The sequence below is a fragment of the Isoptericola sp. F-RaC21 genome, from assembly GCF_038593535.1.
In the GTDB taxonomy this organism is placed as follows: Bacteria; Actinomycetota; Actinomycetes; order Actinomycetales; family Cellulomonadaceae; genus Isoptericola.
The window spans coordinates 588,354-614,061 of the sequence record NZ_JBCFYX010000003.1 but is presented as its reverse complement, the minus strand read 5'-3'; the positions used below and the strand labels follow the sequence as shown (position 1 = coordinate 614,061).

The following is a 25,708-nucleotide window of genomic DNA, read 5'->3' as shown; positions in this document are numbered from 1 at the left end:
CGGCGTACGGGCGGCACGGCGACACCGGGCTACTGCACGAGGACCTGAGCCTCACCGATCGCGAGCGTCGACTCACGCGTCTGCGGCGGCACGTCGATGGTGCCGTTCTCCCCGCCGCCTTCCCACTCCACCGTCCAGTACGCCGTGCCCGTCACCGTGATGTTCCCGGCACGACGGTTCTCCGCCCCGTCGAACCCGCAGGTCGGGGACGGGCTGGCGTCGTCGCTGACGGCCTCCGACCACGGGGTCCCCGGCGCACGGTCGCCCGCGCACGTCGTCGTGGCGTACACCTTGCCCGTGTCGTCATCGGTCAGGGACCACTCGATCCGGTCGACCGTCGCCGTGGCCGTCACCGCCAGGCCGCCGTCCGACTCCGACCGTGTGATCGGCCCGGTCGTGCTTTCCCCCGGGTTCGACACCCACAGCCAGACGGGCATCCCCACGATCCCGATCGCGTCACCGTCCACCTCCGTCGACGGCGGCGTCGAGCCGATCTCCCCCATCGACATCTGCATGCGCGCCACCGCGCGCTCCGCCAGCTCCAGCGCCGACGGCCCTGTCACGCCGGGCGGTCGGAGCGACCAGTACGACTGCACCTGGCAGCGCCACTCGCCCACGCCGCCGGTCTCAGGGCAGTTCCAGTAGAGGACGCAGCTGATGATGTACCCCTCGTCGTGCCCCTCCCAGATGGGCGAGCCCTTCGGCGGCGGGTCCTCGTTCACGCTCGCGTAGCACTGCCGCCCCTGGTCCCACCGGCCCTTATCGGTCGAGCACGGGATGACCTTGCCGCTGTCCAGCGTGCACTCGGGCGAGGCGCCGCCCGAGGTGTCGCCGGAGGTGTCATCGTCCGGGTCGCGCGGCGGGGGACCCCCCGGGTCCACGGGCCTCTGACAGTCGACGACATAGGTGGTGCCGTCGGGCATCTGCTGCGTGACCGGCACCTCGCCCGCCCGGCACGTGACCTCGGCCGCCGCCCCGGGGGCAGCCACCGCGGTGGCAAGGACCGCCAGCGCCAGCACGAGCAGCGCCCGAACCTTGCTCAGCACGACCGGTCCGTCCCTTCGAACTCCGCGATGAGCCAGGCCTCGTCCGGGCCCTGATGCTGCATCGTGTAGTGCGCGACGAACCGCGGCGGTGCGTCACCCCGGGGCACCGGCGAGCCGTCGGCGTCCAATGGCGTCGACCCGGAGGCGTCCACGCACAGGTCGACCACCATGCGCTCGTACCCCGGCTCCCCGTCCCCGGCCTCGTACGACGCGACGGTCATCCCGTCCACGAGGGTCGTCCCCTCGGTGGACAGGCCGTCCTTCTCGGATCCCTGGTAGGCGACGCTGAGCGACTCCCACTGGTCGCTGCTCCAGAACTGCCGCAGCTCCTCCCAGCCGTCGTAGCCGTCGTTCGCGACCTGCGACGCGAGCGCGTAGTACTCGTCGAGCGCCGTGCGCACGTCCTGGACGTTCTGCTGCTCGAGCTGCTCGGACTCGGACAGGCTGGGCGACGGGCTCGGAGCGGGCTCCGACGACGCCGGCGGCGGGCCGGCAGCGGCACCCTCACCGCAGCCGGCGACCGCGCCGACGAGCGCTAGGCCGAACGTCGCTGCGGCCAGAGCACGAGGGGGCGTGGTCATCGGCGGTCGCTCCTCATCGTCGGGGCGGGGACCTCAAGGTGCCGGAGGCTAACGTCCCTGCCGCGGAACGCGCCACCGCGTCCCACCAGACGGGCGCCTCACTGCACGAGGACCTGGGCCTCACCGATCGCGAGGGACGCCTCGCGCGTCTGGGGCGGCACGTCGATGGTGCCGTCCACTCCGCCGCCTTCCCACTCCACCGTCCAGTACGCCGTGCCCGTCACCGTGATGTTCCCGGCGCGGCGGTTCTCCGCCCCGTCGAACCCGCACGTCGGCGACGGGCGGGCGTCGTTGCTGACCGCCTCCGACCACGGGGTCCCCGGCGCACGCGAGCCTGCGCACGTCGTGGTGGCGTACACGGCTCCCGTGTCGTCGTCGGTCAGCGTCCACACGATCCGGTCCAGCGTCCCGTCGACGGTCACGGTGAGCCCGCCGTCCGTCTCGGACTCCGTGATCGGTCCGGTCGTGTTGTCCGCCGGGTTGGACACCCACAGCCAGACGGGCATCCCCACGATCCCGATGGCGTTCCCGTCCACCTCCGACGTCGGCGGGGTCGAGCCGATCTCGCCCATCGTCAGCTGCATCCGCGCCACCGCGCGGTCCGCCAGCTCCGCGGGTGACGGGCCCACCTCTGTGGGCGGCGGCTCCGGCTGCCAGATCGGCCCACCCCTGCACACGTACATGTGTTCCGTCGGCATGTCGTCGGTGCACTGCTCGTAGGGCGGTACGCACGAGACGATGTACCCCTCGTCCTTGCCGTGCCAAATGCCCTCGTCCTTGGGCGGCTGCGGGTCCATCAGCTTGCGGTAGCAGCCGTCGACGAAGACCCCCTGGTCGGTCTTGCAGGGGATCTCTTCGCCGTCGTACTCGCATACCCGAGACCCGCCACCGGGTCCGGAGCTCTCGCCATGCGAGCCGTCGTCGCCGTCCTCCCCCGGGCAGGTCACATCGCCGCTGACGTTGCCGTCGTTGTCGGCGCCGCCCTGGCCGGTGCAGGGTCCGGCCACGGCGGGCGCCGGGGTCGCGACCGACGGCGCGACGGCCACCCCGGTGAACAGCATCAGCACGGCCACGACACGCGCGACCCGCCTCAGCACGCCTGCTCCGTGTCGGCCTCGCGGCTGTCGATGCCCCATCGGCCCTCGTCGCGCGCGCTCATCGTGTAGACGACGATGAACCGTTCCGGCACGCCCTCGGCCCGGGGAACCTTCGCGCCCTCCTTGTCGAGGGTCGTGACGCCGGAGGCGTCGTTGCACACCTCGAGGGTCACCCGCTCGTCCCCGGGCTCCTCGTCGCCGGTATCGACGTCGGTGGCCTTCACGTCCGTGAAGGTGGCGGCGCCCTCGGTCGTCCACCCGTCCGCGACGCGCTGCTCGTAGGTGGCCCGCTGGGCCTGCCACTGCTCGTCGTCGGTCCAGAAGCCCTGCATGACCTGCCAGTTGGCGAAGCCGGAGTTGCTGACCTTCGCGCCCAGCTCGTAGAAGTCCTGCAGCGTCTGCTCGGCGGCCTCCACGCTCTCGCGCTCGACCGCGTCCACGGTGGGCGACGGCGAAGGGCTCGGGCTGGCGGGCGGCGCGGCAGCGGGATCGTCCGCGCCGGCCGAGCAGGCCGCGAGTGCCCCGACGGCCGCGACGAGCGCGCCGGCCATCAGGGCAGGGCGCGTCCGGGTCTGGTGCATGAGGGTCCTCTGCGTCGGGTGCCGCTCGATGCACGCGGGCACGTCATGGGGTCGGATCGGGGCCAAGGATACCGGGCGCGCCCCGCCGCAGGGCCGTGAGGGCCGTCCCGCGGCGGGGCGTGCGGCGGGTGCCGTCAGGCGTGCACGTGCCCGTACCGGTGCCGGGTGCGGCTGACGGCCTGCTCCCGCACGACGGCGAGCAGCTCGCGGCGGCCGCTGGCGACCACCGGGGCGTCGAGCACCGTCACCGTGCCCAGGCGCGTCGCCGCGGCCTCGCGCAGGCCCGGCGCGGCGCCGATCACGCGGACGCGGCCGGTGACCCGGCCCGCGGCGACGGCGGCGGCGAAGTCCGCGTGGGACACGGGCGCCTCGTGGGGCACGCCCCACCCGCTGTCGGTGTCCGGGACGACGACGGCGGGCACGCCGGCCCGCTTCGCCGCCGCGAGCACGCGCCGCACCTCGATCGGCAGCGCGCCGTCGCCGACGCGCACCGTGAGGCGGTCGATCGGCCGGTAGCGGAAGGTGTTCTCCTCCACCGTCAGGCCCGACTTGTCGTGCCCGACGCCGATCTCGGCGGCCCAGGCCGCGTCGTCCGACGCCTGCGCCGCGGCGAGCCAGCCCTCGGGGTCGTTCGTGCGCGACGGCACGCCGTCGGCGTCCGCCCACGCGCCCAGCTCGGCGACGTAGTTGGGGCCGCCGGCCTTCGCGCCCGGGCCCACGGCCGAGGCCTTCCAGCCGCCGAACGACTGCCGCTGCACGATGGCGCCCGTGATGTGCCGGTTGACGTACACGTTGCCGGCCTCGACGCGGTCGAGCCAGGTGGCGATCTCGTCGTCGTCGAGGGAGTGGATGCCCGCGGTGAGGCCGAAGTCCACCTGGTTCTGGAGGCGGATCGCCTCGTCCAGGTCCTTGGCGGTCATGATGCCGAGCACGGGGCCGAACACCTCGGTGAGGTGGAAGAACGACCCGGGGGCGACACCGTCGCGCAGGCCCGGCGACCAGAGCCGGTCCGCCTCGATCCCGGCCGCCGCCGCCGCGTCGTCCAGTCGGCGCGGGCGCACCAGCCACGACTCCCCCGGCTCGAGCGTCGTGAGGGCGCGCAGCAGCTTGCCCTGCGCGGGCTCGGTGAGCGGGCCCATGACGGTGGACAGCTCGGTGGGCGAGCCGACCGCGAGCGACTGCACCGCGTCGACGAGCTGGCGGCGGAACCGCTTGCCCGTCTCGGTGGACGGGTCGCCCACGGAGCCGACCAGGATGACCAGCGACGCGGCCGAGCACTTCTGCCCCGCGTGGCCGAAGGCGCTCTTGACCAGGTCGGACACGGCGAGGTCGAGGTCCGCCGAGGGCGTCACGACCAGCGCGTTCTTGCCCGACGTCTCCGCGAGGACGGGGCGCTCCGGCCGCCAGGAGGCGAACAGCTCCGCCGTCTCGATGGAGCCGGTGAGGATCACGCGGGCCACGTCCGGGTGCGTCACGAGGTGCTGGCCGAGGTCGCCGTCGGGCACCCGCAGGAACTGCACGACGTCTCGCGCCACGCTCGGGTCGAGCCCGATCTCCGGAGCGACCTCGTCGAGACCGGCGTGGACGGCCTCGATCGCCAGCTCGTAGCAGCGCGGCGTCGTCGGCGCCGGCTTGGCGAGCACGGTCGACCCGGCCGCGAGCGCCGCGAGCGCGCCGCCCGTGGGGATGGCGACGGGGAAGTTCCACGGCGGCGTGACCAGGGTGACGCCGTCCGGCGTGAAGGTGGCGCCGTCCACCTGCTCCAGGGCCTCGGCCATCGCGGCGTAGTAGTTGGCGAAGTCGATCGCCTCGCTGACCTCCGGGTCGGCCTCGGCGACGGTCTTGCCCGGCTCGTGCACCATCGCGGCCACGAGGTCCGTGCGGCGGGCCTCGAGCTCGCGGGCGGCGGCACGCAGCACGCGGGCGCGGTCGGCGGGCGCCACGGAACCCCAGGCGCGCTGGGCGGCGACGGCGCGCGCGACGGCGTCGTCGATCGCCGCGGTCGAGGTGACCTCGGGGGCCTGGACGGGCACGAACCCGGAGTCCGGCCCGACGACGCTGCGCGCCCACGCACGGTGGGCGGCCACGGCCGGGTCGGTGTCGACGGCGTTGCGGAACTCCCCCTCACCGTTGGTCGAGCGTGTCGAATCCGCCCCGGTGGTTGAGCCTGTCGAAACCCGGGTTTCGACAGGCTCAACCAGCGACGTGGGCGCGAACCGGTCGCGGCGCCGGGGCGCGACGTCTACCGGCTGGTAGTGCACGCCGTGCGTCACGGACGCGCGGAAGGCGAGCTCCTGGCGCTCCATCGGGGTGGCCTCGACCCCGCCCGTCCCGGACGCGGGCGCGAACGCGGCGTGCAGGAAGTTCTGCTCGGCGGCGTTCTCCTCGAGCCGGCGCACGAGGTAGGAGATGGCGACGTCGAAGTCCTCGTCGCGCACCACCGGCGTGTACAGCACGACGTGGCCGCCGTCCTTGGCGACCTCGTCGCGCACGAGGCGCGCCTCGATGGGCGCCATGCCCTGCAGCATCTCGATGTCGAGGCCCTCGGAGACCCCGCGAGCCCGCCCGAGCAGGATCGCGAGCGCCACGTGGAACAGGTTGTGCGACGCGACGCCCAGCCGGACGGCGGCGGTGCGGTCGGCGCGCAGGTGATGGTCGAGGATGCGCACGTAGTTGGCGTCCACGTCCGGCTTGGTGGGGTACGGCGCCTGCGCCCAGTCGTGCAGCTCGGCCTCGACGTGCTCCATCGCCAGGTTGGCGCCCTTGACGAGGCGCACCTTGATGCGGGCGCCGCCGTCGGCCACGCGCTTCTGCGCGAACTCGGTGAGCTCGTCGAGCGCGCCCATCGCGTCGGGCAGGTAGGCCTGCAGCACGATGCCGGCCTCGAGGTCGCGGAGCTCGTCGCGGTCGAGCACCTGCCGGAAGACGGCGGTGGTCAGCGCGAGGTCCTTGTACTCCTCCATGTCGAGGTTGAGGAAGACGCCGTGGTCGCGGGCGGCCCGGTACAGGGGCAGCAGGTGCTCGACGACGCGCTCGCGCGAGCCGTCCAGGTCCCAGGCGACGAGCTGCGCCGCCACGGAGGACACCTTGACGGAGACGTAGTCGACGTCGGGCCGGCGCACCAGGTCGATGGTGCGCTGCAGGCGGGCGGCGGCCTCGTCGTCGCCGAGCACCGCCTCGCCGAGCAGGTTGACGTTGAGCGTGTAGCCCTCGGCCCGGGTGCGGGCGAGGTGCGCGGTGAGGCCCTTGCCGGCGTCGGCGACGAGGTGGCCGACGAGCTGGCGCAGGCGCACGCGCGCGGCCGGTACCACCACGGACGGCAGTACCGGCGCGACGGCGGCGCCGACCTTGAACAGGGTGCGGTCGACCGGGCCGAGGAACGTGGCCGAGCCGGCGTCCTGGCCGAGGCGAGCGAGCGCGGTGGCGGCGACGCCGACGTCCTGGGGGCGCGCGACGTCGTCGACGAACCCGACGGCGAGCTCCAGGCCGGCCGGGTCGGAGACGAGCGAGCCGAGCCGCTCCGCGGTGGCCCGGGTCTTCCGGTCGGCACGGGTGGTCGACCCGGCCCGCCCGGACGAGCCGGAGGCGACGGCGATCCAGTGGTGGGCGAGGGCGACGGCGTCCTCGACCAGGGCTTCGGCGCCCGCGTCGGTGGGGGCGCTCTGCACGGCGGAAGGGGTGGCGCCGCCGCGCGCCGGAACGGAGGTACTCATGCCCCCAGGGTGCGCCCTCGGCCCGGGGCCCGTCTTGTACGATCGGGCGCGCGATGGGCGCAGATTCCGACAACACCACCGGCACGCCGGGAGACGTCGCGGGCGAGCCCGCGCAGGCGTCCGCGGGCGTGCCCGGCACCGCCGCCCTCATGGCCGCGCTGTCGCCCGTGATGGTGGACCTGATGGACGAGCTGTCCGACGTCATGTTCTGCGCGAAGGACGCCGACGGCCGCTACCTCGCGGTCAACCAGGTGTTCGTGCGCCGCACCAACGAGCGCTCCCGCCGCCAGGTGCTGGGGCGCCGCGCCGTCGACCTCTTCGTGCCCGAGCTGGCCGAGCGCTACGAGGCGCAGGACGCCGAGGTGCTGCGCACGGGCCGTCCGCTGCGCAACGAGCTCGAGCTGATCCGCCGCGTGGGCGGCACGCCCGGCTGGTTCCTCACCGCCAAGCTGCCCGTGCGCGACGCCGCCGGCCGCGTCGTCGGGCTGGTCTCGGTGTCCCAGGACCTGCGCTCGGGCGACGCCGACGACGCGACGATGGACGCGATGGCCCGCCTGGTCGCCGCCGTCGAGCGGCACCTCGACACCTCCCCCGGCCGGCCGCTGTCCGTGGCCGACCTCGCGCGGCTGTCGGGCAGCACCCCGGCGGTGCTGGACCGGCGGGTGCGCAAGGTGTTCGGGCTCTCGCCGCGCCAGCTCGTCCTGCGCACCCGCGTGGACCGCGCGGCGCACCTGCTGACATCCACGACGACGCCGCTCGCCGACGTCGCCGCGGCCGCCGGGTTCTACGACCAGCCGTCGTTCACCCGCACCTTCGCCCGCCTCACGGGCGAGACGCCGTCGTCGTTCCGCCGCCGCGCCCGCACCGCGGCGGGCCCGCGGCCCGACTGAAAGGAGCAGTGCGTGCAGTTCCTCAAGAGGCTCGCGACGAGTGCGCCCGGGGTGGTCCTCGTTGCGGCGCTGGCCCTCAGCGGTGCGGGGCTCGTCGTGTCGATCCCCGTCCTGTTCGAGCCGCACGGGCAGCGCCACGAGCTCACCACCCTGCTGCTCGCCGCCCTCGTCCTCGTGCTGGCGGTCGTCGCGCTGCGGACGAGGCGGAACGGCACCTGGCCCGGGCGCCGGGCCGGAGACGACTGACGGCGGCTCAGCCCAGCACCGGCGCCAGCGCCTCGACGAGCTGCTGCACGCCGAGCACCACGAACATCAGCGCCACGAGGGCCAGGATCACGTTGGTGAGCGGCTTGTTGCGCCACCGCTGCGGCACGCGCGAGGAGTTCATGAGGATGAGCAGCGTGATCGCCAGGAACGGCATGAACAGCGAGCCGAGCGCGCCGTACGCGACCACGAGGGCGATCGGCTTGTCGAGCAGGAGCAACAGCATCGGCGGGAAGGTGAGCCACAGGATGTACGCCCTGTAGTAGCTGCCGCCGGACCTGCGCCGCGGGTCGTCCTCGGCCAGGCCCCGGACGGTCGCGACGAAGTCGGCGAACATCAGCGACACGCCGTTCCACACGCCGAGCACGGACGAGAACGACGACGCCCAGAACCCGATCAGGAACAGCGGCGCCATGAACGACCCGTACCGCTCGGCGAGCACGTCGGCCAGGTCGACCAGGCCGCCCTCGCCGTCGGCGACGGTGATGCCGGAGGAGTACAGGAGCTCGGCGCCCACGATGAGCATCGAGATGACGAAGACGCCGGAGATCACGTAGGCCATGGCGTTGTCGATCCGCATGACCTTCATCCAGCGGGGCGTGTGCCAGCCCTTCTCCTTGAGCCAGTACCCGTACGCCGCCAGCGTGATGGTGCCGCCGACGCCGCCCGCGAGGCTGAGGGTGTAGAGGATGGAGCCTTCGGGGATGCGCGGCACGAGGCCGCCGACGATCTCGCCCAGGTTCGGCACGGTGAGCACCGCGGAGCCCACGATCGTCACGAACATGACGCCCACGAGCACGGCGATGACGTACTCGAACATCTTGTACTTCCCGAGCCAGACGATCGCCGCCCCGATGAGCCCCATGGCGATCGCGAACCAGATCAGGTCGACCTGCGGGAACAGCGCGACCAGCGGCAGCGCCGAGCTCGACATCGCCGCCGCGCCGTAGCTGAAGCCCCACACCACGATGTAGACGCCGAAGTAGATGCTGGCCCACGCCCCGAGCGACTTCCAGCCGTCGAAGATCGTGCGGTTCGTGGCGAGCGACCAGCGGCCCGCGCCCTCCACCAGCACGATCTTGATGATCACGCCGAGCACGGCCGCCCACAGCAGCTCGTAGCCGAACTTGCTGCCCGCGACGAGCGTGGCGACCAGGTCCCCGGCGCCGATGCCGGTCGCCGCGACGACGAGCCCGGGCCCCACCAGGCGCCAGCGGGGCCGTTCCACGTCGGAGCCGTGGTCGAGGTCGCGGTCGAGTGATGTGACGTCCTTGTCAGCCATGTCGCCGGAGGCTACCGGTTCATCGCTGCTCCCCAACTGCGACATGCCGGACAAGCCGCCGCGCCCGGCCTGCACGATTCCCACAACTTCCGGACCCGTGCACACCGCGATCGACCCGCCATGTGTACGACCTGCACAAACGTGGCGCCCGGACTCGGGAGGCCGCCGCCCGTGACCCGCCGCGGCGGCCCGCCCTAGCGTCGTCGTCATGACCGCAGCCGCCCTCCCTCTCTCCCCTGCCCGCCCGCGCCGCGTCCTCGCGGACCTCCTGCCCGGGGCCCTGGCCCGCGACGCCGTGCTCGTCGTCGCCGTGGCCGCCCTCACCGCGCTGGCGGCCCAGGTCGTCGTGCCGGTGCCCGGGCTGCCGGTGCCGCTCACCGGCCAGACGTTCGTCGTCCTGCTTGGCGCCGCCGCGCTCGGTCCGTGGCGCGGCGCCTCCGCCCAGGTCGTGTACCTCGCCGCGGGGATCGCGGGGCTGCCCGTGTTCGCCGGCGCGACGTCGGGCTGGGAGTCCGTCGCCGGCGCGTCGGGCGGCTACCTCGTCGGGTTCCTCCTGGCGGGCGTGGTCGTGGGGGCGCTCGCGCGCCGCGGCGCCGACCGCCGCGTGCTGTCCACCGTCGGCACGTACGCCCTCGGCACCCTCGCCGTGTACGCCGTCGGCGTGCCGTGGCTCGCGGTGAGCACCGGGATGCCCGCCGGCGCGGCGCTGCTCGGCGGCGCGGTCGTCTTCCTGCCCGGCGACGCGCTCAAGGCCGCGCTCGCCGCCGCCGTGCTGCCGACCGTCTGGCGGTTCGTGCGCTGACCCCGGCGGGGTTGCGACAGGCTCGACCACCGGGATCGTGGTCTCGGCGGGCTCGACCGACGACCATGGTCCGGTCAACGGTCGGGAACGGCTCCGCAACCCCGCGAGTTTCGCCCGCCGGGGTGGCCGCGGGAGGGGCTACCGTGGGCGCCGAGGCCCACCATCCCGGGCCGCGCCACCCCTGCCGGGCCCTCACCCGGGGTCACCGGCACCGTGTCCTGGAGGACCCGTGACGACGACGACGTCGATGACCTCGACACCCCTGTCCGACACCCCGGCGGCAGCCGCTCCCGCTCCGCGGTCGAGCTCTCCGCTCACCACCGCGCACAGCCAGCTCGCCAGCGCCGTGGCCGTGCTCGGCTACGACGAGGGCCAGCACCAGATGCTCGCCACCCCCCGCCGCGAGATCCACGTGGCCGTGCCCCTGCGGCGCGACGACGGCGAGAGCGTCCTGTTCCACGGCTTCCGCGTGCAGCACAACATCTCCCGCGGCCCCGGCAAGGGCGGCCTGCGGTACGCGCCCGGCGTCGACATCGACGAGGTGCGCGCGCTGGCCATGTGGATGACGTGGAAGTGCGGCATCGTCGACCTGCCCTACGGCGGCGCCAAGGGCGGCATCGCCATCGACCCGCGCGACCACTCGACCGCCGAGCTCGAGCGCGTCACCCGCCGGTACACGTCCGAGATCATGCCGATGATCGGCCCGGACACCGACGTCATGGCCCCCGACATGGGCACGGACGAGCAGACCATGGCCTGGGTGATGGACACCTACTCGGTGAACCGCGGCTACACGATCCCCGCTGTCGTGACCGGCAAGCCGCTCGCCGTGGGCGGGTCCCGCGGCCGCGGCACCGCCACCAGCGCGGGCATCGTGCACGTCACGGCGGCCGCCCTCGCCGAGGAGGGCGTCCCGCTGAGCGACGTCACCGTCGCCGTGCAGGGCTTCGGCAAGGTGGGCTCGCACGCCGCCGCGATCTTCGCGGCGCGCGGCGCGACCGTCGTCGCCGTCAGCGACCAGTACGGCGGCCTGCGCAACGACGCGGGCCTGGACGTGCCCCGCCTCCTCGCGCACGTCGCCGCCACGGGCTCGGTCGTCGGCTTCGACGGCGCCGACCCCCTGTCGAACGCCGAGCTGCTGGGCCTCGACGTCGACGTCCTGGTGCCCGCCGCGGTCGAGGGCGTGCTCACGGGCGGCACCGCCGCCACCGTGCGGGCGCGCTGGGTGGTGGAGGGCGCCAACGGGCCGACCACCACCGAGGGCGACCGGGTGCTCGCGCAGCGCGGCGTCACCGTGGTGCCCGACGTGCTCGCCAACGCCGGCGGCGTCGTCGTCTCCTACTTCGAGTGGGTGCAGGCCAACCAGACGTACTGGTGGTCGGAGCAGGAGATCGCGGACCGGCTGGAGCACCGCATGACGTCCGCGTACGGCGACGTCTCCGCGCTGGCGAGGCGCGAGGGCCTGTCCCTGCGCGACGCGGCGCTCGTCATCGGCGTCCAGCGCACGGCCGAGGCGCACCGCATCCGAGGGCTGTACCCCTGAGCACGACCGACGCCCCGAGCCCGCGGCCCGCGGCCGACGACCTCCTGGTCGCGCGGCTGCGGGCCGCGGGCTGCGTGTTCGCGGAGGAGGAGGCCGCGCTGCTCACGGAGGCCGCTGCGTCCGACGCCGTCCGCCTCGAGGAGCTGGTCGCGCGGCGCGTGGCCGGCGAGCCGCTGGAGCACCTGCTCGGCTGGGTGGAGTTCGCCGGCCGACGCTGGTCGGTGGGGCCCGGCGTCTTCGTCCCGCGGCGCCGCACGGAGCTGATGGTCGCCGCCGCGCTCGCGCTGCCTGCGCCGTCGACCGTCCTCGACCTGTGCTGCGGCTGCGGCGCGGTGGGCGGCGCCGTGCTGCTCGGCCTGCGGGCCGCGGGCGCCGCGCCCGTGCTGCACGCGAGCGACGTCGAGCCCGCCGCCGTCCGGCACGCCCGCCGCAACCTGGAGCCGCTCGGCGCCGCCGTGCACGAGGGGGACCTGCTGGCCGTCGTCCCCGCCGTCCTGCGCGGCCGCGTCGACCTGCTGCTGTGCAACGCGCCCTACGTCCCCACCGACGCGATCGCGACCATGCCGCCGGAGGCGCGCGACCACGAGCCGGCGGTCGCGCTCGACGGCGGCGCCGACGGGCTCGGCGTCCTGCGCCGCGTCGTGGAGGCCGCCCCGGGCTGGCTCGCACCCGGCGGGTCGCTGCTCTTCGAGGTCGGCACCGACCAGGTGCCCGGCGCGACGGCGCTGGTCGAGGCGCACGGCCTGCGCCCGACCGTCGTCACCGACGACGACCCCGACGCGGACGACGCCACCGGCGGCACCGTCGTCGTGGCCACCCTGAAGGTGTTGTGAGCGGGCGTTTGGCCCACTTTCGAGTCTGAAAGTGGGCCAAACGCCCGCTCACAACACGTTCAGGCGCGGGGCTGCTTGTCCGCCCAGTCGGCGAGCGTCACGCGCGGGCCGGTGAAGAACGGCACCTCCTCGCGCACGTGGCGGCGGGCCTCGGTGGCGCGCAGGTCGCGCATGAGGTCGACGATGCGGTGCAGCTCGTCGGCCTCGAACGCCAGCAGCCACTCGTAGTCGCTCAGCGCGAACGTGCTCATCGTGTTGGCGCGCACGTCCTTGTAGCCCGCCGCGGCCATGCCGTGGTCGCGCAGCATCGTGCGGCGCTCGTCGTCGGGCAGCAGGTACCAGTCGTAGGAGCGCACGAACGGGTACACCGACAGGTAGTCGCGCGGGCGCTCGCCGGCGAGGAACGCGGGCACGTGGCCCTTGTTGAACTCGGCGGCGCGGTGCAGCGCCACGACCGACCACTCCGGCGCGAGGGCCGAGCCCAGGCGCGACGCGCGCAGCCGCTGGTAGGCGCCCTGCACCGCCTCGACGGACGGCCCGTGCACCCACACCATGAGGTCGGCGTCGGCGCGCAGGCCGGCGACGTCGTACACGCCGCGCACGACGACGTCGCCGTCGGCGCGGGCGGGGTCGCGGGCGTCGTCGGGCTGGCCGTCCCACAGCGCGGCCTCGGCCTCCGCGGCGATCTCCGCGCGCTCGGCGGCGCCCGCGGGCAGCGGCTCCGCGGTGGAGAAGACCGCGATCATGGCGTACCGGATGGACTCGTTGATCGCCGCGGCGTCGACGGCCTCGCCGGTGTCGCCGTGCACGTGGGACTGGCTGTGCTCGCTCATCGGTGCATGTCCTCGCTGCAGAGTGCCGGGATGCCGCTGGGCTCCTCGTGGCGCCGCAGGCAGCAGTCGTCCGGCGTGACGGACGGGAACGCGGGCAGGGAGCCCACGGTGGCCTGCTCGACGTCCTCGCCACGGGCCAGGGCGGCGCGCTCGAGGAGGAGGTCGACCAGGCCGGAGACGAACACGGGCCGCGTGCCGACCGTGCCGGCGCGCACCGCGGTCATGCCCAGCTCCGCGGCGGTGGCCATGGCCTCGGTGTCGAGGTCGTAGGCCACCTCCATGTGGTCGGAGACGAAGCCGATCGGCGACAGGACCACGTTCTTCAGGCCCTCGCCCGCCCGCTCGGTGAGCAGGTCGTTGACGTCCGGCTCGAGCCACGGCTGGCTCGGCGGGCCGGAGCGCGAGCAGTACGCGAGCTCCCACTCGACGGCGTGCCCGCGCACCTCGGAGACGACGGCCGCGACGACGGCGGCGACGTCGAGGTGCTGCGCGGAGTAGGTGGCGTGCCCGACGCCGGACGCCTCCTCCATCGTGGTGGGGATGGAGTGGGTCACGAAGACGACCTTGGCGGCGGCCGGGTCGCCGCCCTTGGCCTCGAGCGCCTCGAACGCCTCGAGCACGGCCTCGGCGTTGGCCGCCACGAAGCCCGGGTGGTTGAAGTAGGAGCGGATCTTGTCGAACTGCACGCCGGTGGAGCCGTCGGGGCCGAGCTGGCCGCGCTTCTCCAGCGTCACGGCGAGGTCCTCGCGGTACTGGCGGCAGCCGGAGTACGACGAGTACGCGGACGTCACCAGCGCGACGGCGCGCTTCGCGCCCAGACGCTCCAGCTCGTCGATCGCGTCGGTGGTGTACGGCTCCCAGTTGCGGTTGCCCCACACGACGGGCAGGTCGATCCCGCGCTCGGCGAGCTCGGCCTCGAGCGCCGCCTTCAGCGCGAGGTTCTGCTCGTTGATGGGGCTCTTGCCGCCGAAGCCGTAGTAGTGCTCGCCGACCTCCTCGAGCCGCTCGTCGGGGATCCCCTTGCCGGCGGTCACGTTGCGGAGGAACGGCACCACGTCCTCCGGCTTGTTCGGGCCACCGAAGGAGTACAGGAGCAGGGCGTCGTACGGGCCGGCATCGGCCGACTGGGGGGTCAGCGACATGACTGCCATCATGGCATCGGCTCGGGGCCCGGCCCGCCGAGAACGCCCGCTGCCGGACGTGACGTTGAAGGCACGCGTTGTCATCTCGCCGCCGAGACTTCGCCGCCGTGCGGTCAGCCCGACGCCGGGCGGTCGGGGATGTCGGCCTGAGCCAGCCGTAGCCGGTCCAGCACGTCGCGCAGCGCCTCGAGCTCGTCCGGCGGCAGCGCCTGGCCGACGTACTCGGCGATGGTGCGCACGTGGGCGAGCCCCGTCTCGCGCTGGAGCCGCGCCCCCTCGGCGGTGAGCCGCACCAGGGTGCCGCGGGCGTCGTCGGCCGGCACCGACCGCGCCACGAGGCCACGCCCCTCGAGCCTCTCGACCATCCGCGACAGCGACGACTGGGCGATCAGCATCCCCTCGTTGAGGTCCCGCAGCCGCAGCTCGCCCCGCGGCGCGCGCGACAGCGTGAACAGCACGTCGTACTCCCGCATCGACACCTCGTGCCAGATGGGGTCGGCCTGGAACCGGCGCATCAGCGTGACCTGCGCCCGGAACAGCGACTCCCAGGTCTCCGCGGCCAGGCGGACGTCGGTCGTGATGCGGGGCTCGGGCGGCGGGCTGGGCGGGCTCACCGTCGCAGTGTGCCGCACCCGCCCCCGGACCCGCTGGTCGAGCCTGTGGAAACCCGGCCCCCGCCGGTCGATCCCGTCGAAACCCGGTGACCGGACTTCGACGGGCTCAATCACCGGTTCCACGGCTCGCGACGACGCCGGTCTCGTAGGCCACGATGACGAGCTGCGCACGGTCCCGCGCGTGAAGCTTGGCGAGCAGGTGGCCGACGTGGGTCTTGACGGTGGCGAGGCTCACGCGGAGGTGCTCGGCGATCTCCACGTTCGACAGCCCCCGCGCGACCAGGCCCAGCACCTCGATCTCCCGGTCGGTGACGCCGTCGAGGACCCGCGAGGGTGGCCTGCCGGGTTCGGGACGTCGGGCGAACTCCGCGACGAGCCGTGCGGTCACCGACGGGGCGAGGAGAGCCTGCCCCGCGGCCACGACGTCGATGGCCGCCAGGACGTCCGCCGGGCGCGCGTCCTTGAGGAGGAAGCCGGCCGCCCCCGCACGCAGCGCCGCGTACACGTACTCGTCCAGGTCGAAGGTCGTGAGGATCAGCACACGGACACCGTCCAGGTCGGGGTCGGCGGTGATGCGGCGCGTCGCCTCGATGCCGTCGAGCTCCGGCATCCGCACGTCCATGAGGACGACGTCGGGCCGCTCGCGCCGCGCGAGGTCGACGGCCTCCGCCCCGGTCGCGGCTTCCCCGACCGCCGTCGTCCCGGGCGCGTGCGAGACGAGGAGGCGGAAGCTCCCCCGCACCATCGCCTGGTCGTCCGCCACCAGCACCCGGACCTGCGCAGCGCCGGTCATGCGAGCCGCCCCTCGCCGACCGGCCACCGGGCGGAGAGCGCGAAGCCTCCGCCGGGTCGCGGCCCCGCGGCGAAGGTCCCGCCGAGGAGCCCGACCCGCTCCTCGACGCCGACCAGCCCGTGCCCTCCCGGCAGCGCCCGGCGGCCGGGTCGTCGCCCGAGGGGTGGGCCGTCGTCGACGACGTCCACGCGCACCTCCGCGGTGCCGGCGTCGGTCGCGGCGACCGTGACCGCGCAGCGCGTCGGGGCGGCGTGCCGCACCACGTTCGTGAGCGCCTCCTGGACGATCCGGTGCACGGTGGCCTGCACCCCCGCCGGGAGCCGGGACGCACCGTCGGTCGAGAGGACGACGTCGACCCCCGCGCGCCGCGCGTCGGCCGCCAGCGCGTCCAGGCCGCCGAGGCTCGGGGCGGGGCGGCGCGCGTCCCCGTCACCGCGCAGCACCCCGAGCGTGCGGCGCATCTCGTCGAGCGCGCTCCTGCTGGTCTCCTCGATGTCGTGCAGGGCCGCGCGCGCCTCGGCGGGCTCCTCGTCCGCGACGTGGCCGGCCACACCCGCCCGGACCGCGATGAGGCTCAGGTGGTGGGAGACGATGTCGTGCAGCTCGCGGGCGATCGTCAGCCGCTCTTCCTCGAGGGCCCGCTCGGACTCGTCCCGGCGTCGCCGCTCGGCCTCGGCGCGTCTGCCGCGCACCACGAAGCCCGCCGTCCAGGCTCCGCCGAGCACCAGCACCACCAGCCCGACCAGGCCGAACGCCCCCTGCGGGTCCTCGGTCGGGGTGACGACGGCCCCGCCGACGTAGACGGCGGCCCCCGCCGCCGGGAGGACGACTGCGAGGGCCGCCGTCGAGCGCCGCGTCGGTTCGGCGAGCGCGACCAGATAGGCGGCCAGTCCCGCCGCGGCATAGGGCTCGCGGACGATGTCGAGCATCGTCGCGACCACCAGGGCGGCGACGACCGTCGCCAGGACGGGGATCGGCCACAGCCGGCGGGCCGCGACGGGCAGCCCGGCCGCCGCGGCGACCAGGTAGCCCAGCCAGAGCGGACCTGCGTAGCTGGCCTGGCCGTCGTCCGGGCCCATCCGGACGAACACGACGTAGACCGCGGTCAGCGCGAGCGCCGCGACGACATCGGCCAGCAGGAGGGAGCGGCTGCCCGCGTCGGGCCTCATGGGACGACCGTAGCCGGGCGTGTCCACTCAGCCGGCCTGTCCGAGCAGCGTCAGGGCGCCGACGACCAGCGCCGTGACGGCGATCCACCGCAGCGCGGTCGCGGGCCGGGGACGAGGCCGGGATCGCAGGAGGGACAGGCCCAGGGGGACCAGCGCCGCGCACAGCCCGACCAGGGCCACCACGGACAGCGGCGTGGTGCCCTTCAGCACGCCCAGGGGCAGCGCGGCCGCCAGCCCGAGCGCGACCGCCCGCCAGGGGCGTAGCACCCCGGCCCGCCAGGCCCCGACGGCGAGCACCGTCCACCCCGCGAGGATCGCGAGGTTCAGGACGGAGAACACGTGGAAGGCGCCGTAACCGGACGAGACGATCGCCGTCGCGGCGTCTGCCCCCTCGGCGTGCACGACCTGGAAGGCCAGGTGGTCCACCCCGGCGTGGAAGGCTCGGGCGAACAACCCGAAGACGGCGAGCACCCCGCCCCAGAGGGCCCACCCCGGGCGCCGCTCACCGATGCGCGACGCGAGGGTCACGACGGCCGGCCACAGCAGAACGTTCCCCGCGGCGAACAGGCCGTACGCGGTGGACATCAGCACCGGGCGTTCCTGGACCGCCGCGAGCTGGTCGGGGTAGAAGAAGTGGACGCGGGCCCGCAGCAACGCCCCGGCGAGCATCAGGACCGGGCCGAGAACCATGGCGGCGCCTCCCACCCAGCGGCCGGGGAACCCGAGCGCGCCCCACCGCTCGGCGGGAAGGAGGGAGCGCAGGCGGGCGCCGAGCGACGTGGTCGGCTCGCCCGAGGGAGCTGTCTGTGCGGTCATGCCACGACCTTGGCCCGTGGCGCGCCCCCGGACATCGGACCAGGGCACGGTTCTCGGCGTCATCCCCAGGGATGAGCCCCGGCCCCGCTGGTCGAGCCTGTCGACGCCCGGTGACTGGACCTCGACGAGCCCAGTCACCGCATCCGCTCAGCGGCCGAGCCGCCGCTCCCGGCGGGAGAAGTCGCGCAGGGCGCGCAGGAAGTCCACGCGGCGGAAGTCGGGCCAGTACGCCTCGCAGAAGTACAGCTCGGAGTGCGCGCTCTGCCACATGAGGAATCCGCCCACGCGCAGCTCGCCCGACGTGCGGATGACGAGCTCCGGGTCCGGCTGGCCCTTGGTGTACAGGTGGGCGGCGATGTCGTCGACGTCGATCCGCTCGGCGAGCTCCTCCAGCGACGCCCCGCTGGCCGACTCCTGCTTGAGGTAGGACCGGACGGCGTCGGCGATCTCGTGCCGGCCGCCGTAGCCGACGGCGACGTTGACCTGCAGCCCCTGCACGTCCTTCGTGGCCTCCGCCGCCGAGCGCACCGCGCCCGCGAGCCCGTCGGGCAGCAGGTCGAGGCGGCCCACGACGCGCAGCCGCCAGCGGCCGGACTCCGCCAGGTCCTGGACGGCGTCGCGGATGATGTCGAGCAGGTCGGCGAGCTCGGACGCGGGGCGCGCGAGGTTGTCGGTGGACAGCATCCAGAGGGTGACGACCTCGACGCCGAGCTCCTCCGCCCAGCCCAGGAACTCCGCGATCTTGTCGGCCCCGCGCCGGTGCCCCGTGGCCGCGGTCTCGCCGAACGACCGGGCCCACCGCCGGTTCCCGTCGAGGATGACGCCGACGTGCCGGGGCGTCTGCGCCGTCGGCAGCGAGGCGGCCAGGCGCCGCTCGTACAGGCCGTAGAGCAGGTGGGGCATGCGCACGCGGGACCTCGGAGGTTCGGGCCGGCCGCGGGCGCGCGACGGCGCGGGCACCCGGCGGGCGGGGACGGACGGAGAGCGGGACAACGGTACCGCTCCCGCGACCCCGCAGGTCCCGGCCGCGGGCGGCCCCCACGGGACGCCTCGCAACCCCTGCGCACGATCTTCACCGGGATTCACCGAGAGGGAGTCGCCGCGCCCGCCCCGCGTCCCCTACGCTGGCGTAACCTACGGAACCGTAGGTGATGCCTCGAGCAAGGAGTCCTCCGTGGCAGCAGCCGCCCAGCCGAACGGCCGCCCGCGCGACCGGCTCGACGTGCCCGACGTCAAGGGCGCCGCCCGCGGAGCGAAGGACGCCGTGGGCGACGTCGTGCAGACGGTCTCCGCCGCGGCCGCCGAGACGGCGGCCCGCATCAAGCCCCACCTGCGCGGCTGGATCCACGCCGTCACCACGCCGCTGGCCCTCGCGGCCGCGATCGTCCTCGTCGTGCTGGCCGAGACCCCGGCCGACAAGGTCGCCTGCGCGATCTTCGGCGTCACCGCCGTGATGCTCTTCGGCACCAGCGCGGTCTACCACCTCGGCACCGGCCGCTGGTCGCCCCGCACGGCCGCCGTCCTGCGGCGCCTGGACCACGCGAACATCTTCCTCATCATCGCCGGCACGTACACGCCCCTGGCCGTGATGCTGCTGCCGCGCGGCACCGCCACCGTGCTGCTCTCCGTCGTCTGGGGCGGCGCGATCCTCGGCCTGGTCGGGCGCGTGCTGTGGATGAGCGCGCCCCGCTGGCTCTACGTCCCCGTGTACGTGGCCCTGGGCTGCGTCGCCGTCGGCTACATCCCGCAGTTCGCCGCCGCGGGCGGCGCGGCCGTCGCGTGGCTGGTCGCGTCCGGCGGCATCGCGTACATCCTCGGCGCCGTCGTCTACGGCACCAAGTTCCCGAACCCGTCGCCCCGCTGGTTCGGCTTCCACGAGATCTTCCACGCGCTCACGGTGGTCGGCTTCACCTGCCACACCGTGGCGATCTACCTCGCGGCGCTGTAGCCCACCTCAACCAGCGGGCACCACCAGGTAGCGCCGGTTCGCCAGCGACGGGTTCTGCCGGCGCACCTGCGCCAGCGGCTCCGGGTCGAGGTCCACCGTGCGGACCTGCGGGGTCTCGTCCAGCTCGAGCCCGACGACGCCGTCCGGCCCGGCCAGGAGCGAGCGGCCCACCAGCCCGGGGCCGGACATCCCGACGCCGATCACCACCGCCGTGTTCTCGATCGCCCGCGCGCGCAGCAGCGTGCGCCAGTGGTCCGCCTTGAGCGGGCCGTCCACCCACGCCGCCGGGACGACAATGACGTCCGCGCCCGCGTCCACGAGGCGGCGCGCCGACTCCGGGAAGCGCAGGTCGTAGCAGGTGACGACGCCGAACGTGAGGTCTCCCAGCCGGAGCACCAGCGGCGGCACGCCCGCCGGCCCCGGCTCGAGCCGGTCGGACTCGCGGGTGCCGAAGGCGTCGTAGAGGTGCACCTTGCGGTACGCGCCGACGACCGCCCCCGTCGCGTCGACCGCGACGACCGTGTTGAACGCGCGCGTCGGCGGCTCGGGCGCCGAGCCCACCGTCGGCGTCGTGCCCGTGATCGCGGGCAGCGACCCGGTGACCGCCGGGAACGAACCGGTCACGGCCGGGAACGCGCCGCTGACGGCGGGGAACGTGCCGCTCACCGCGGGGTGCTGGCCGGTGGTCGTCGACGGCGCGCCGTACGCGGGCAGCGTCGTGCCGGCCACCACCGCGATGCGGTACCGCGCGGCGTGCTGCCGCAGGGCCGTGACGAACGGGCCGTCGAGCGGCTCGGCGTGCTCGACGCCGACGCCGTGCGGGTCGTAGCCCGAGGAGTACTCCGGCAGCACCAGCAGGTCCGCGCCGACGCGGCCGGCGGCGAGGAACGCCTCGGCGACCGCCTCGCGGTTGGCGTCGTGGTCGGCCGTGATCGCGAGCTGGCCGACCGTGACGCGCACGCTCGTGCTCATCGGCCGGGCTCGCCGTCCGTCTCGTCGCCGGCACCGTCGCCCGCGCCGCCGTCGCGCGGCGCGTCGCCGTCGGGGGCGTCGGGCCCGGCGGCGCGGCCCGGACCGTTCAGCCCGAAGTGCTTGGGCTCCTCGAGCGGGATCCCCTGGTCCTCGGCGTTGCGCTGCGCCCGGCGCAGGTGCCGGGTGAGGGACAGGAAGAGCAGCACGCAGGCCACGGCCACCGCGAAGGTCGCCACGAAGCCCGCCAGCCCCGGCGTCACCTGGAGCTCGGTCGGCCCCTGGCTGGGGCTGGGGCTCGGGCTGGGCGCGGCGGCGAGCACGGCCGCCCACGCGGCGCTCATCGGTCGCCCTCCCGCACCCCGGCGAACAGGTCGTCCTCGGGCAGCGACGTCGGAACCCGCGAGTCCGCGAGCTCGTACTCCTCGGTGGGCCAGACGTCGGCCTCGATGTCGCGCGGGACGGCGAAGAAGAACCCGTCCGGGTCGATCTGCGAGGCGTGCGCCACCAGGGCGGCGTCCCGCTGCGGGAAGTAGTCCGCCACCGCGACGTGGGTGGTGGCCTCGCGCTCGGGGATCTCGCGCGCCGCGCGCGACTCGATCCAGTCGCCGAACGGCGACTCCAGGCCCGCGCCCTGCATCGCCTCGTGCACGGCGCGCATCCGCGCCATCGAGAAGCCGTGGTTGTAGTAGAGCTTGAGCGGCTCCCAGGGCTCGGCGCCGCCCTCGACGACGTACCGGGTGCCGTCGCCCGCGGCCTGGTAGGCCTCGAACGCCACCTCGTGGCACTTGATGTGGTCGGGGTGCGGGTATCCGCCGGACGGGTCGTAGGTCGTCATGACGTGCGGCCGGAACTCGCGCACGAGCTCGACCAGCGGCGCGGCGGCCTCGTCGAGCGGCAGGAGGCCGAACGAGCCCTCGGGCAGCGGCGGGAGCGGGTCGCCCTCCGGCAGGCCGGAGTCGACGAACCCGAGCCACGTCTGGCGCACCCCGAGCGCCTCGGCCGCGGCCGCCATCTCCAGGCGGCGCACCGCCCGCCGGCCCTCGATCGTGTCGAACTCGTGGCCCGCGGGGACCTCGAAGCTCGGGTTGAGCACGTCGCCCCGCTCGCCACCGGTGCAGGTCACGACGAGCACCTCCACCCCCTCGGCGGCGTACCGCGCGGTGGTCGCGGCCCCCTTGCTGGACTCGTCGTCCGGGTGCGCGTGCACCGCCATGAGACGGAGGGGCTCGGGCCGCGTCGTGGGCGGCACGGAGGAGGCGGAGGACAAGGTCCCTCCCGGGGTGACGGGTCGGCTGCAGGGGTCAGGGACAATGGTGCACCATGAGCGACCCCGTCAGCCCCACGCCCCCCGCCGACCGGTACGGCACGCGCCCTGGTCGCGGGGAGGGCCGACCGGACGGTCGACGCGGTCTCGGCACGGGGGCCAAGGTGGCGATCGGCGTCGTCCTCGCGGCCGCCGTCGGCGTCGCCGCCTGGTTCTCCGTCGAGCAGAACCGTCGGGACCCGGTCACGGTGGACGTGGTCGGCTTCGACGTGCGCGACGCCGAGCAGGTGGAGGTCACCTTCCAGGTGCACATGCCGCCCGGCACGACGGCCGTGTGCGACGTCGAGGCGCTCGCGCAGAGCTACGCCCAGGTGGGCACGCTCGAGGTGCCGGTGGGCCCCAGCACGACGCAGACCTCCACCTACACGGTGACGGTCCGGACGTCCGAGGAGGCCACGACAGCAGTGGTCGAGTCCTGCGACGTGCCCGACCCCTCCTGACGCCCGCGCACGACATCACCCGTTCGCCCAGGGCGCAGGCCTGGGATCTGGCGCCTCCCCGGGCTATCCTGAGGGATTCACACGCAGTCCTGCCCAGCCGACGCGCGTGCCGACGCCCGTCGGTCGCCCGCGCACGGCCGAAACAGGCCATCGAGCATCACGAAAGGAGAGCCCTCGTGACCGAGAGCACTGTCACCTGGCTCACCCAGGAGGCTCACGACCGGCTGCAGGCCGAGCTGGAGCACCTCTCCGGCCCCGCCCGCACCGAGATCGCCGAGCGCATCGCCGCCGCCCGCGACGAGGGCGACCTCAAGGAGAACGGCGGCTACCACGCCGCCCGCGAGGAGCAGGCGAAGAACGAGGCCCGCATCCGCGAGCTCACCGAGAAGCTGCGGCACGTGCAGATCGGCACGCCCGCGGACGACGGCGTCGTGGAGGCCGGCATGGTCGTCACCGCGGTCGTCGCCGGGGACGAGATGACGTTCCTGCTCGGCTCCCGCGAGATCGCCGACACCACCGACCTCGACGTGTACTCGCCGACGTCGCCGCTCGGCGCCGCGATCGACGGGCACCGCATCGGCGAGAAGGTGGCTTACACCGCGCCGAACGGGCGCGAGATCCCCGTCGAGATCCTCAAGGCGACGCCCTTCGCGGGCTGACCTCCCCCGGGCGAGGCCCGGAACCGACGCACGCCATGGGCGTGCCCGTCCCGACGGGCACGCCCATCGTCGTCCCCGGACCCCCTGCCCCCGGTCGACGATTCACCCCGCCCGTCTCAGAGTTCGAGACAAATGGCGATCCATAGAACCGTCGATGATCCGTCGATGGTCATCGGGACCTTTCGCTGTCCTACCAACGATCGTCGGCCCGTCCGGGGGGCCCGCCGGTCGCGGAATGGTCATGACAGAGGTGAACTTTCCCCCGTGATGCGTCTATGGTCGATGGCGGTATGGACACGACGGACACCGCAACGACCAACCATTCGACCGACGACAGCTCGACCGACAGCCTGGACGACGACATGGCGTCCCGCGCCGCGGAGCCCCTCCCGGGCCTCACGGTGCGCCCTCCGACGACCGAGGACGGCGCCGCGATGTGGCGCCTGGCCCGCGACTCGGGCTCGCTCGACCTCAACTCCTCCTACGCCTACCTGCTGCTCGCGGACCACTTCGCCGCGACCTGCCGCGTCGCGTTCCTCGCGGAACCCGGCACCGACGGCGAGGGCGGGCCCGTGGGCTTCGTCTCGGCGTACCGGCTGCCGGCCGACCCCGCCACGTTGTTCGTGTGGCAGGTGGCCGTCGACCCCGCCGCACGCGGACGACGGGTCGCGGGCCGGCTCCTGGACGCCGTCGTCGACGCGACGGCGGAGGGCGACGGCCCCGCCGTCTCCCGCCTGCACACGACCGTGACCACGGACAACGCGTCGTCGCGGCGCGTGTTCGCACGCTGGGCCGCCGAGCGCGGCGCGACGCTGCGCGAGACGTCGGGCTACGAGGCCGCGCACTTCCCGGACGGCCACGAGGCCGAGCCGCTGCTGGTGATCGAGGGCATCCGCCCTCCCCGTTGACCGTCTCCACCACTCAGGTCCTCAGACCTCGGGCTGCGCCGGTTCGGCGCGCAGGTGACGACGCAGCCCCCTTCATCACAAACACCGCACCGGCGCGCACCACCTCAAGGAGTGTCCTTCGTGACAACCCCGACCGTCCCCACCACCGAAGCGTCCGCCGCCGACGACCCGCTGGGCTTCACCGCCCTCGAGTCGGAGGTCCGCAGCTACTCGCGCTCCTGGCCCGTCGTGTTCGACCGGGCCTCCGGGGCGACGGTGCACGCCGAGGACGGCACCGAGTACCTGGACTTCTTCGCGGGCGCCGGCACGCTCAACTACGGGCACAACAACCCGCTGCTCAAGCAGGTGCTGCTGGACTACCTCACCGACGACCGCATGGTGCACACGCTCGACATGTTCACCTCGGCGCGCCGCGAGTTCCTCGAGACCTTCAACGAGGTGATCCTCGAGCCGCGCGGGCTGGACCACAAGGTCGTGTTCCCCGGCCCGGGCGGCGCCAACGCCGTGGAGGCCGCGCTGAAGCTGGCGCGCAAGGTGACGGGCCGCGAGTCGGTCATCAACTTCACCAACGCGTTCCACGGCATGACGCTCGGCGCGCTCTCGGTGACCGGCAACTCGATGAAGCGCGGCGGCGCCGGCATCCCCCTGGTGCACGCCACCCCGATGCCGTACGACGACTACTTCGACGGCGACGTGCCGGACTTCGTCTACCTGGAGCGTCTGCTCGAGGACAGCGGCTCGGGCCTCAACGCGCCGGCCGCCGTCATCGTCGAGACGGTGCAGGGCGAGGGCGGGATCAACGCCGCGCGCGCCGAGTGGCTGCGCGGCCTGGCCGACCTGTGCAAGCGCCACGACATCCTGCTGATCCTCGACGACATCCAGATGGGCTGCGGCCGCACCGGCAAGTTCTTCTCGTTCGAGGAGGCCGGCATCGTGCCGGACATCATCTGCCTGTCGAAGTCGATCTCCGGCTACGGACTGCCGATGGCGCTCACCCTCGTGCGCCCGGAGCTGGACATCTGGGAGCCGGGCGAGCACAACGGCACGTTCCGCGGCTTCGCGCCGGCCTTCGCGACGGCGGCGGAGGCGCTGCGCACCTACTGGTCGGACGACACGCTCGAGAACTCCACGATCGACAAGGGCGCGCTCGTCGAGGCGCACTTCAACTCCCTGGTCGCCCGGTACGGCGACGACGTGCTGGTGGCCAAGGGCCGCGGCCTCGCGCGCGGCCTGCAGACGCCGGACGGCGAGACCGCGAGCCGGATCTGCGACGAGGCGTTCTCGCGCGGGCTGCTCATGGAGACCTCCGGCCCCGACGGCGAGGTCGTCAAGCTGCTGCCGCCGCTGACGATCACGTACGACGAGCTGCAGCGCGGCCTGCGGATCATCAGCGAGTCCGTCGCCGCCGTCCTGCCCGCGCCGACGGCCTGACCGGCCGCTCCCGACCAGTCCCGACCA

At 74.1% G+C, this 25,708-nt stretch carries 26 protein-coding genes; 10 read left to right on the top strand and 16 right to left on the bottom strand.

The window, feature by feature from the left end:
* Positions 1 to 29: 29 nt before the first annotated feature.
* The 5 genes from AAG589_RS13380 to AAG589_RS13360 form a co-directional block, all read right to left on the bottom strand.
* Positions 30 to 1,046 (bottom strand): hypothetical protein, encoded by a 1,017-nt coding sequence (locus AAG589_RS13380; RefSeq protein WP_430567735.1) that lies wholly within the window; start codon positions 1,044 to 1,046, stop codon positions 30 to 32.
* Entirely contained in the window at positions 1,040 to 1,627 is a 588-nt protein-coding gene (locus AAG589_RS13375; protein WP_430567734.1) for a hypothetical protein, read from the bottom strand. Before AAG589_RS13375 ends, AAG589_RS13380 begins: the two co-directional genes overlap by 7 nt.
* Before the next feature lie 98 nt (positions 1,628 to 1,725).
* On the bottom strand, positions 1,726 to 2,724 hold the full coding sequence (locus tag AAG589_RS13370) for a hypothetical protein (protein WP_430567733.1): 999 nt from the start codon (positions 2,722 to 2,724) through the stop codon (positions 1,726 to 1,728).
* Positions 2,718 to 3,305 (bottom strand): hypothetical protein, encoded by a 588-nt coding sequence (locus AAG589_RS13365; protein WP_430567732.1) that lies wholly within the window; start codon positions 3,303 to 3,305, stop codon positions 2,718 to 2,720. Before AAG589_RS13365 ends, AAG589_RS13370 begins: the two co-directional genes overlap by 7 nt.
* Before the next feature lie 134 nt (positions 3,306 to 3,439).
* Positions 3,440 to 7,018: a bifunctional proline dehydrogenase/L-glutamate gamma-semialdehyde dehydrogenase gene (locus AAG589_RS13360; protein WP_430567731.1), complete on the bottom strand. Its 3,579-nt coding sequence runs from the start codon at positions 7,016 to 7,018 to the stop codon at positions 3,440 to 3,442.
* Between the two features lie 53 nt (positions 7,019 to 7,071).
* On the opposite strand from AAG589_RS13360, the gene AAG589_RS13355 reads away from it, so the two are divergent.
* Entirely contained in the window at positions 7,072 to 7,908 is an 837-nt protein-coding gene (locus AAG589_RS13355) for a helix-turn-helix domain-containing protein (protein WP_430567730.1), read from the top strand.
* A 12-nt stretch (positions 7,909 to 7,920) separates the two neighbouring features.
* Positions 7,921 to 8,154: a hypothetical protein gene (locus AAG589_RS13350; protein WP_430567729.1), complete on the top strand. Its 234-nt coding sequence runs from the start codon at positions 7,921 to 7,923 to the stop codon at positions 8,152 to 8,154.
* Between the two features lie 7 nt (positions 8,155 to 8,161).
* On the opposite strand, the gene AAG589_RS13345 is transcribed toward AAG589_RS13350, so the two are convergent.
* Complete coding sequence (locus AAG589_RS13345) at positions 8,162 to 9,454, bottom strand: Nramp family divalent metal transporter (protein ID WP_430567728.1); 1,293 nt, start codon at positions 9,452 to 9,454, stop codon at positions 8,162 to 8,164.
* 208 nt (positions 9,455 to 9,662) lie between these two features.
* Between AAG589_RS13345 and AAG589_RS13340 the strand changes: the two genes are divergently transcribed.
* The 3 genes from AAG589_RS13340 (at position 9,663) to AAG589_RS13330 (ending at position 12,632) form a co-directional block, all read left to right on the top strand.
* On the top strand, positions 9,663 to 10,256 hold the full coding sequence (locus AAG589_RS13340) for a biotin transporter BioY (protein WP_430567727.1): 594 nt from the start codon (positions 9,663 to 9,665) through the stop codon (positions 10,254 to 10,256).
* Positions 10,257 to 10,503: 247 nt separating this feature from the next.
* Positions 10,504 to 11,799, top strand: coding sequence for a Glu/Leu/Phe/Val family dehydrogenase (locus tag AAG589_RS13335; protein ID WP_430567726.1), 1,296 nt, complete (start codon positions 10,504 to 10,506; stop codon positions 11,797 to 11,799).
* Positions 11,796 to 12,632, top strand: a complete 837-nt coding sequence (locus AAG589_RS13330; RefSeq protein WP_430568032.1) for a putative protein N(5)-glutamine methyltransferase — start codon at positions 11,796 to 11,798, stop codon at positions 12,630 to 12,632. Before AAG589_RS13335 ends, AAG589_RS13330 begins: the two co-directional genes overlap by 4 nt.
* A 59-nt stretch (positions 12,633 to 12,691) precedes the next feature.
* Here AAG589_RS13330 and hemQ read toward each other — a convergent pair whose 3' ends face one another.
* From hemQ to AAG589_RS13295, 7 genes are all read right to left on the bottom strand, one after another.
* Positions 12,692 to 13,465, bottom strand: a complete 774-nt coding sequence (hemQ, locus tag AAG589_RS13325; protein WP_430567725.1) for a hydrogen peroxide-dependent heme synthase — start codon at positions 13,463 to 13,465, stop codon at positions 12,692 to 12,694.
* Entirely contained in the window at positions 13,462 to 14,607 is a 1,146-nt protein-coding gene (locus AAG589_RS13320; protein WP_430567724.1) for a ferrochelatase, read from the bottom strand. Before AAG589_RS13320 ends, hemQ begins: the two co-directional genes overlap by 4 nt.
* 113 nt (positions 14,608 to 14,720) lie before the next feature.
* The gene (locus AAG589_RS13315; RefSeq protein WP_430567723.1) at positions 14,721 to 15,221 is read right to left on the bottom strand and encodes a MarR family winged helix-turn-helix transcriptional regulator; all 501 of its coding nucleotides are present in this window, start codon (positions 15,219 to 15,221) and stop codon (positions 14,721 to 14,723) included.
* A gap of 106 nt (positions 15,222 to 15,327) precedes the next feature.
* Complete coding sequence (locus AAG589_RS13310) at positions 15,328 to 16,014, bottom strand: response regulator transcription factor (protein ID WP_430567722.1); 687 nt, start codon at positions 16,012 to 16,014, stop codon at positions 15,328 to 15,330.
* Positions 16,011 to 17,183, bottom strand: coding sequence for a sensor histidine kinase (locus AAG589_RS13305; RefSeq protein WP_430567721.1), 1,173 nt, complete (start codon positions 17,181 to 17,183; stop codon positions 16,011 to 16,013). Before AAG589_RS13305 ends, AAG589_RS13310 begins: the two co-directional genes overlap by 4 nt.
* Positions 17,184 to 17,210: 27 nt before the next feature.
* Positions 17,211 to 17,999, bottom strand: coding sequence for a hypothetical protein (locus AAG589_RS13300; protein ID WP_430567720.1), 789 nt, complete (start codon positions 17,997 to 17,999; stop codon positions 17,211 to 17,213).
* Between the two features lie 147 nt (positions 18,000 to 18,146).
* Positions 18,147 to 18,908 (bottom strand): isoprenyl transferase, encoded by a 762-nt coding sequence (locus tag AAG589_RS13295; protein WP_430567719.1) that lies wholly within the window; start codon positions 18,906 to 18,908, stop codon positions 18,147 to 18,149.
* A gap of 265 nt (positions 18,909 to 19,173) precedes the next feature.
* Between AAG589_RS13295 and trhA the strand changes: the two genes are divergently transcribed.
* Entirely contained in the window at positions 19,174 to 19,947 is a 774-nt protein-coding gene (gene trhA, locus AAG589_RS13290) for a PAQR family membrane homeostasis protein TrhA (protein ID WP_446719737.1), read from the top strand.
* Between the two features lie 6 nt (positions 19,948 to 19,953).
* Here trhA and AAG589_RS13285 read toward each other — a convergent pair whose 3' ends face one another.
* Genes AAG589_RS13285 through mca form a run of 3 tightly spaced genes read right to left on the bottom strand, consistent with a single transcriptional unit; the run spans position 19,954 to position 22,132 of the window.
* Positions 19,954 to 20,919 (bottom strand): carbon-nitrogen hydrolase family protein, encoded by a 966-nt coding sequence (locus AAG589_RS13285; protein WP_430567718.1) that lies wholly within the window; start codon positions 20,917 to 20,919, stop codon positions 19,954 to 19,956.
* Entirely contained in the window at positions 20,916 to 21,260 is a 345-nt protein-coding gene (locus AAG589_RS13280) for a hypothetical protein (RefSeq protein ID WP_430567717.1), read from the bottom strand. Before AAG589_RS13280 ends, AAG589_RS13285 begins: the two co-directional genes overlap by 4 nt.
* On the bottom strand, positions 21,257 to 22,132 hold the full coding sequence (gene mca, locus AAG589_RS13275; RefSeq protein ID WP_430568030.1) for a mycothiol conjugate amidase Mca: 876 nt from the start codon (positions 22,130 to 22,132) through the stop codon (positions 21,257 to 21,259). Before mca ends, AAG589_RS13280 begins: the two co-directional genes overlap by 4 nt.
* Positions 22,133 to 22,239: 107 nt before the next feature.
* On the opposite strand from mca, the gene AAG589_RS13270 reads away from it, so the two are divergent.
* The 4 genes from AAG589_RS13270 (at position 22,240) to ectB (ending at position 25,681) form a co-directional block, all read left to right on the top strand.
* Positions 22,240 to 22,683, top strand: a complete 444-nt coding sequence (locus AAG589_RS13270) for a DUF4307 domain-containing protein (RefSeq protein WP_430567716.1) — start codon at positions 22,240 to 22,242, stop codon at positions 22,681 to 22,683.
* Positions 22,684 to 22,859: 176 nt separating this feature from the next.
* Entirely contained in the window at positions 22,860 to 23,342 is a 483-nt protein-coding gene (greA, locus tag AAG589_RS13265) for a transcription elongation factor GreA (protein ID WP_430567715.1), read from the top strand.
* 290 nt (positions 23,343 to 23,632) lie between these two features.
* The gene (ectA, locus tag AAG589_RS13260) at positions 23,633 to 24,250 is read left to right on the top strand and encodes a diaminobutyrate acetyltransferase (RefSeq protein WP_430567714.1); all 618 of its coding nucleotides are present in this window, start codon (positions 23,633 to 23,635) and stop codon (positions 24,248 to 24,250) included.
* Between the two features lie 120 nt (positions 24,251 to 24,370).
* Entirely contained in the window at positions 24,371 to 25,681 is a 1,311-nt protein-coding gene (gene ectB / locus AAG589_RS13255; RefSeq protein WP_446719736.1) for a diaminobutyrate--2-oxoglutarate transaminase, read from the top strand.
* Positions 25,682 to 25,708 lie beyond the last annotated feature (27 nt).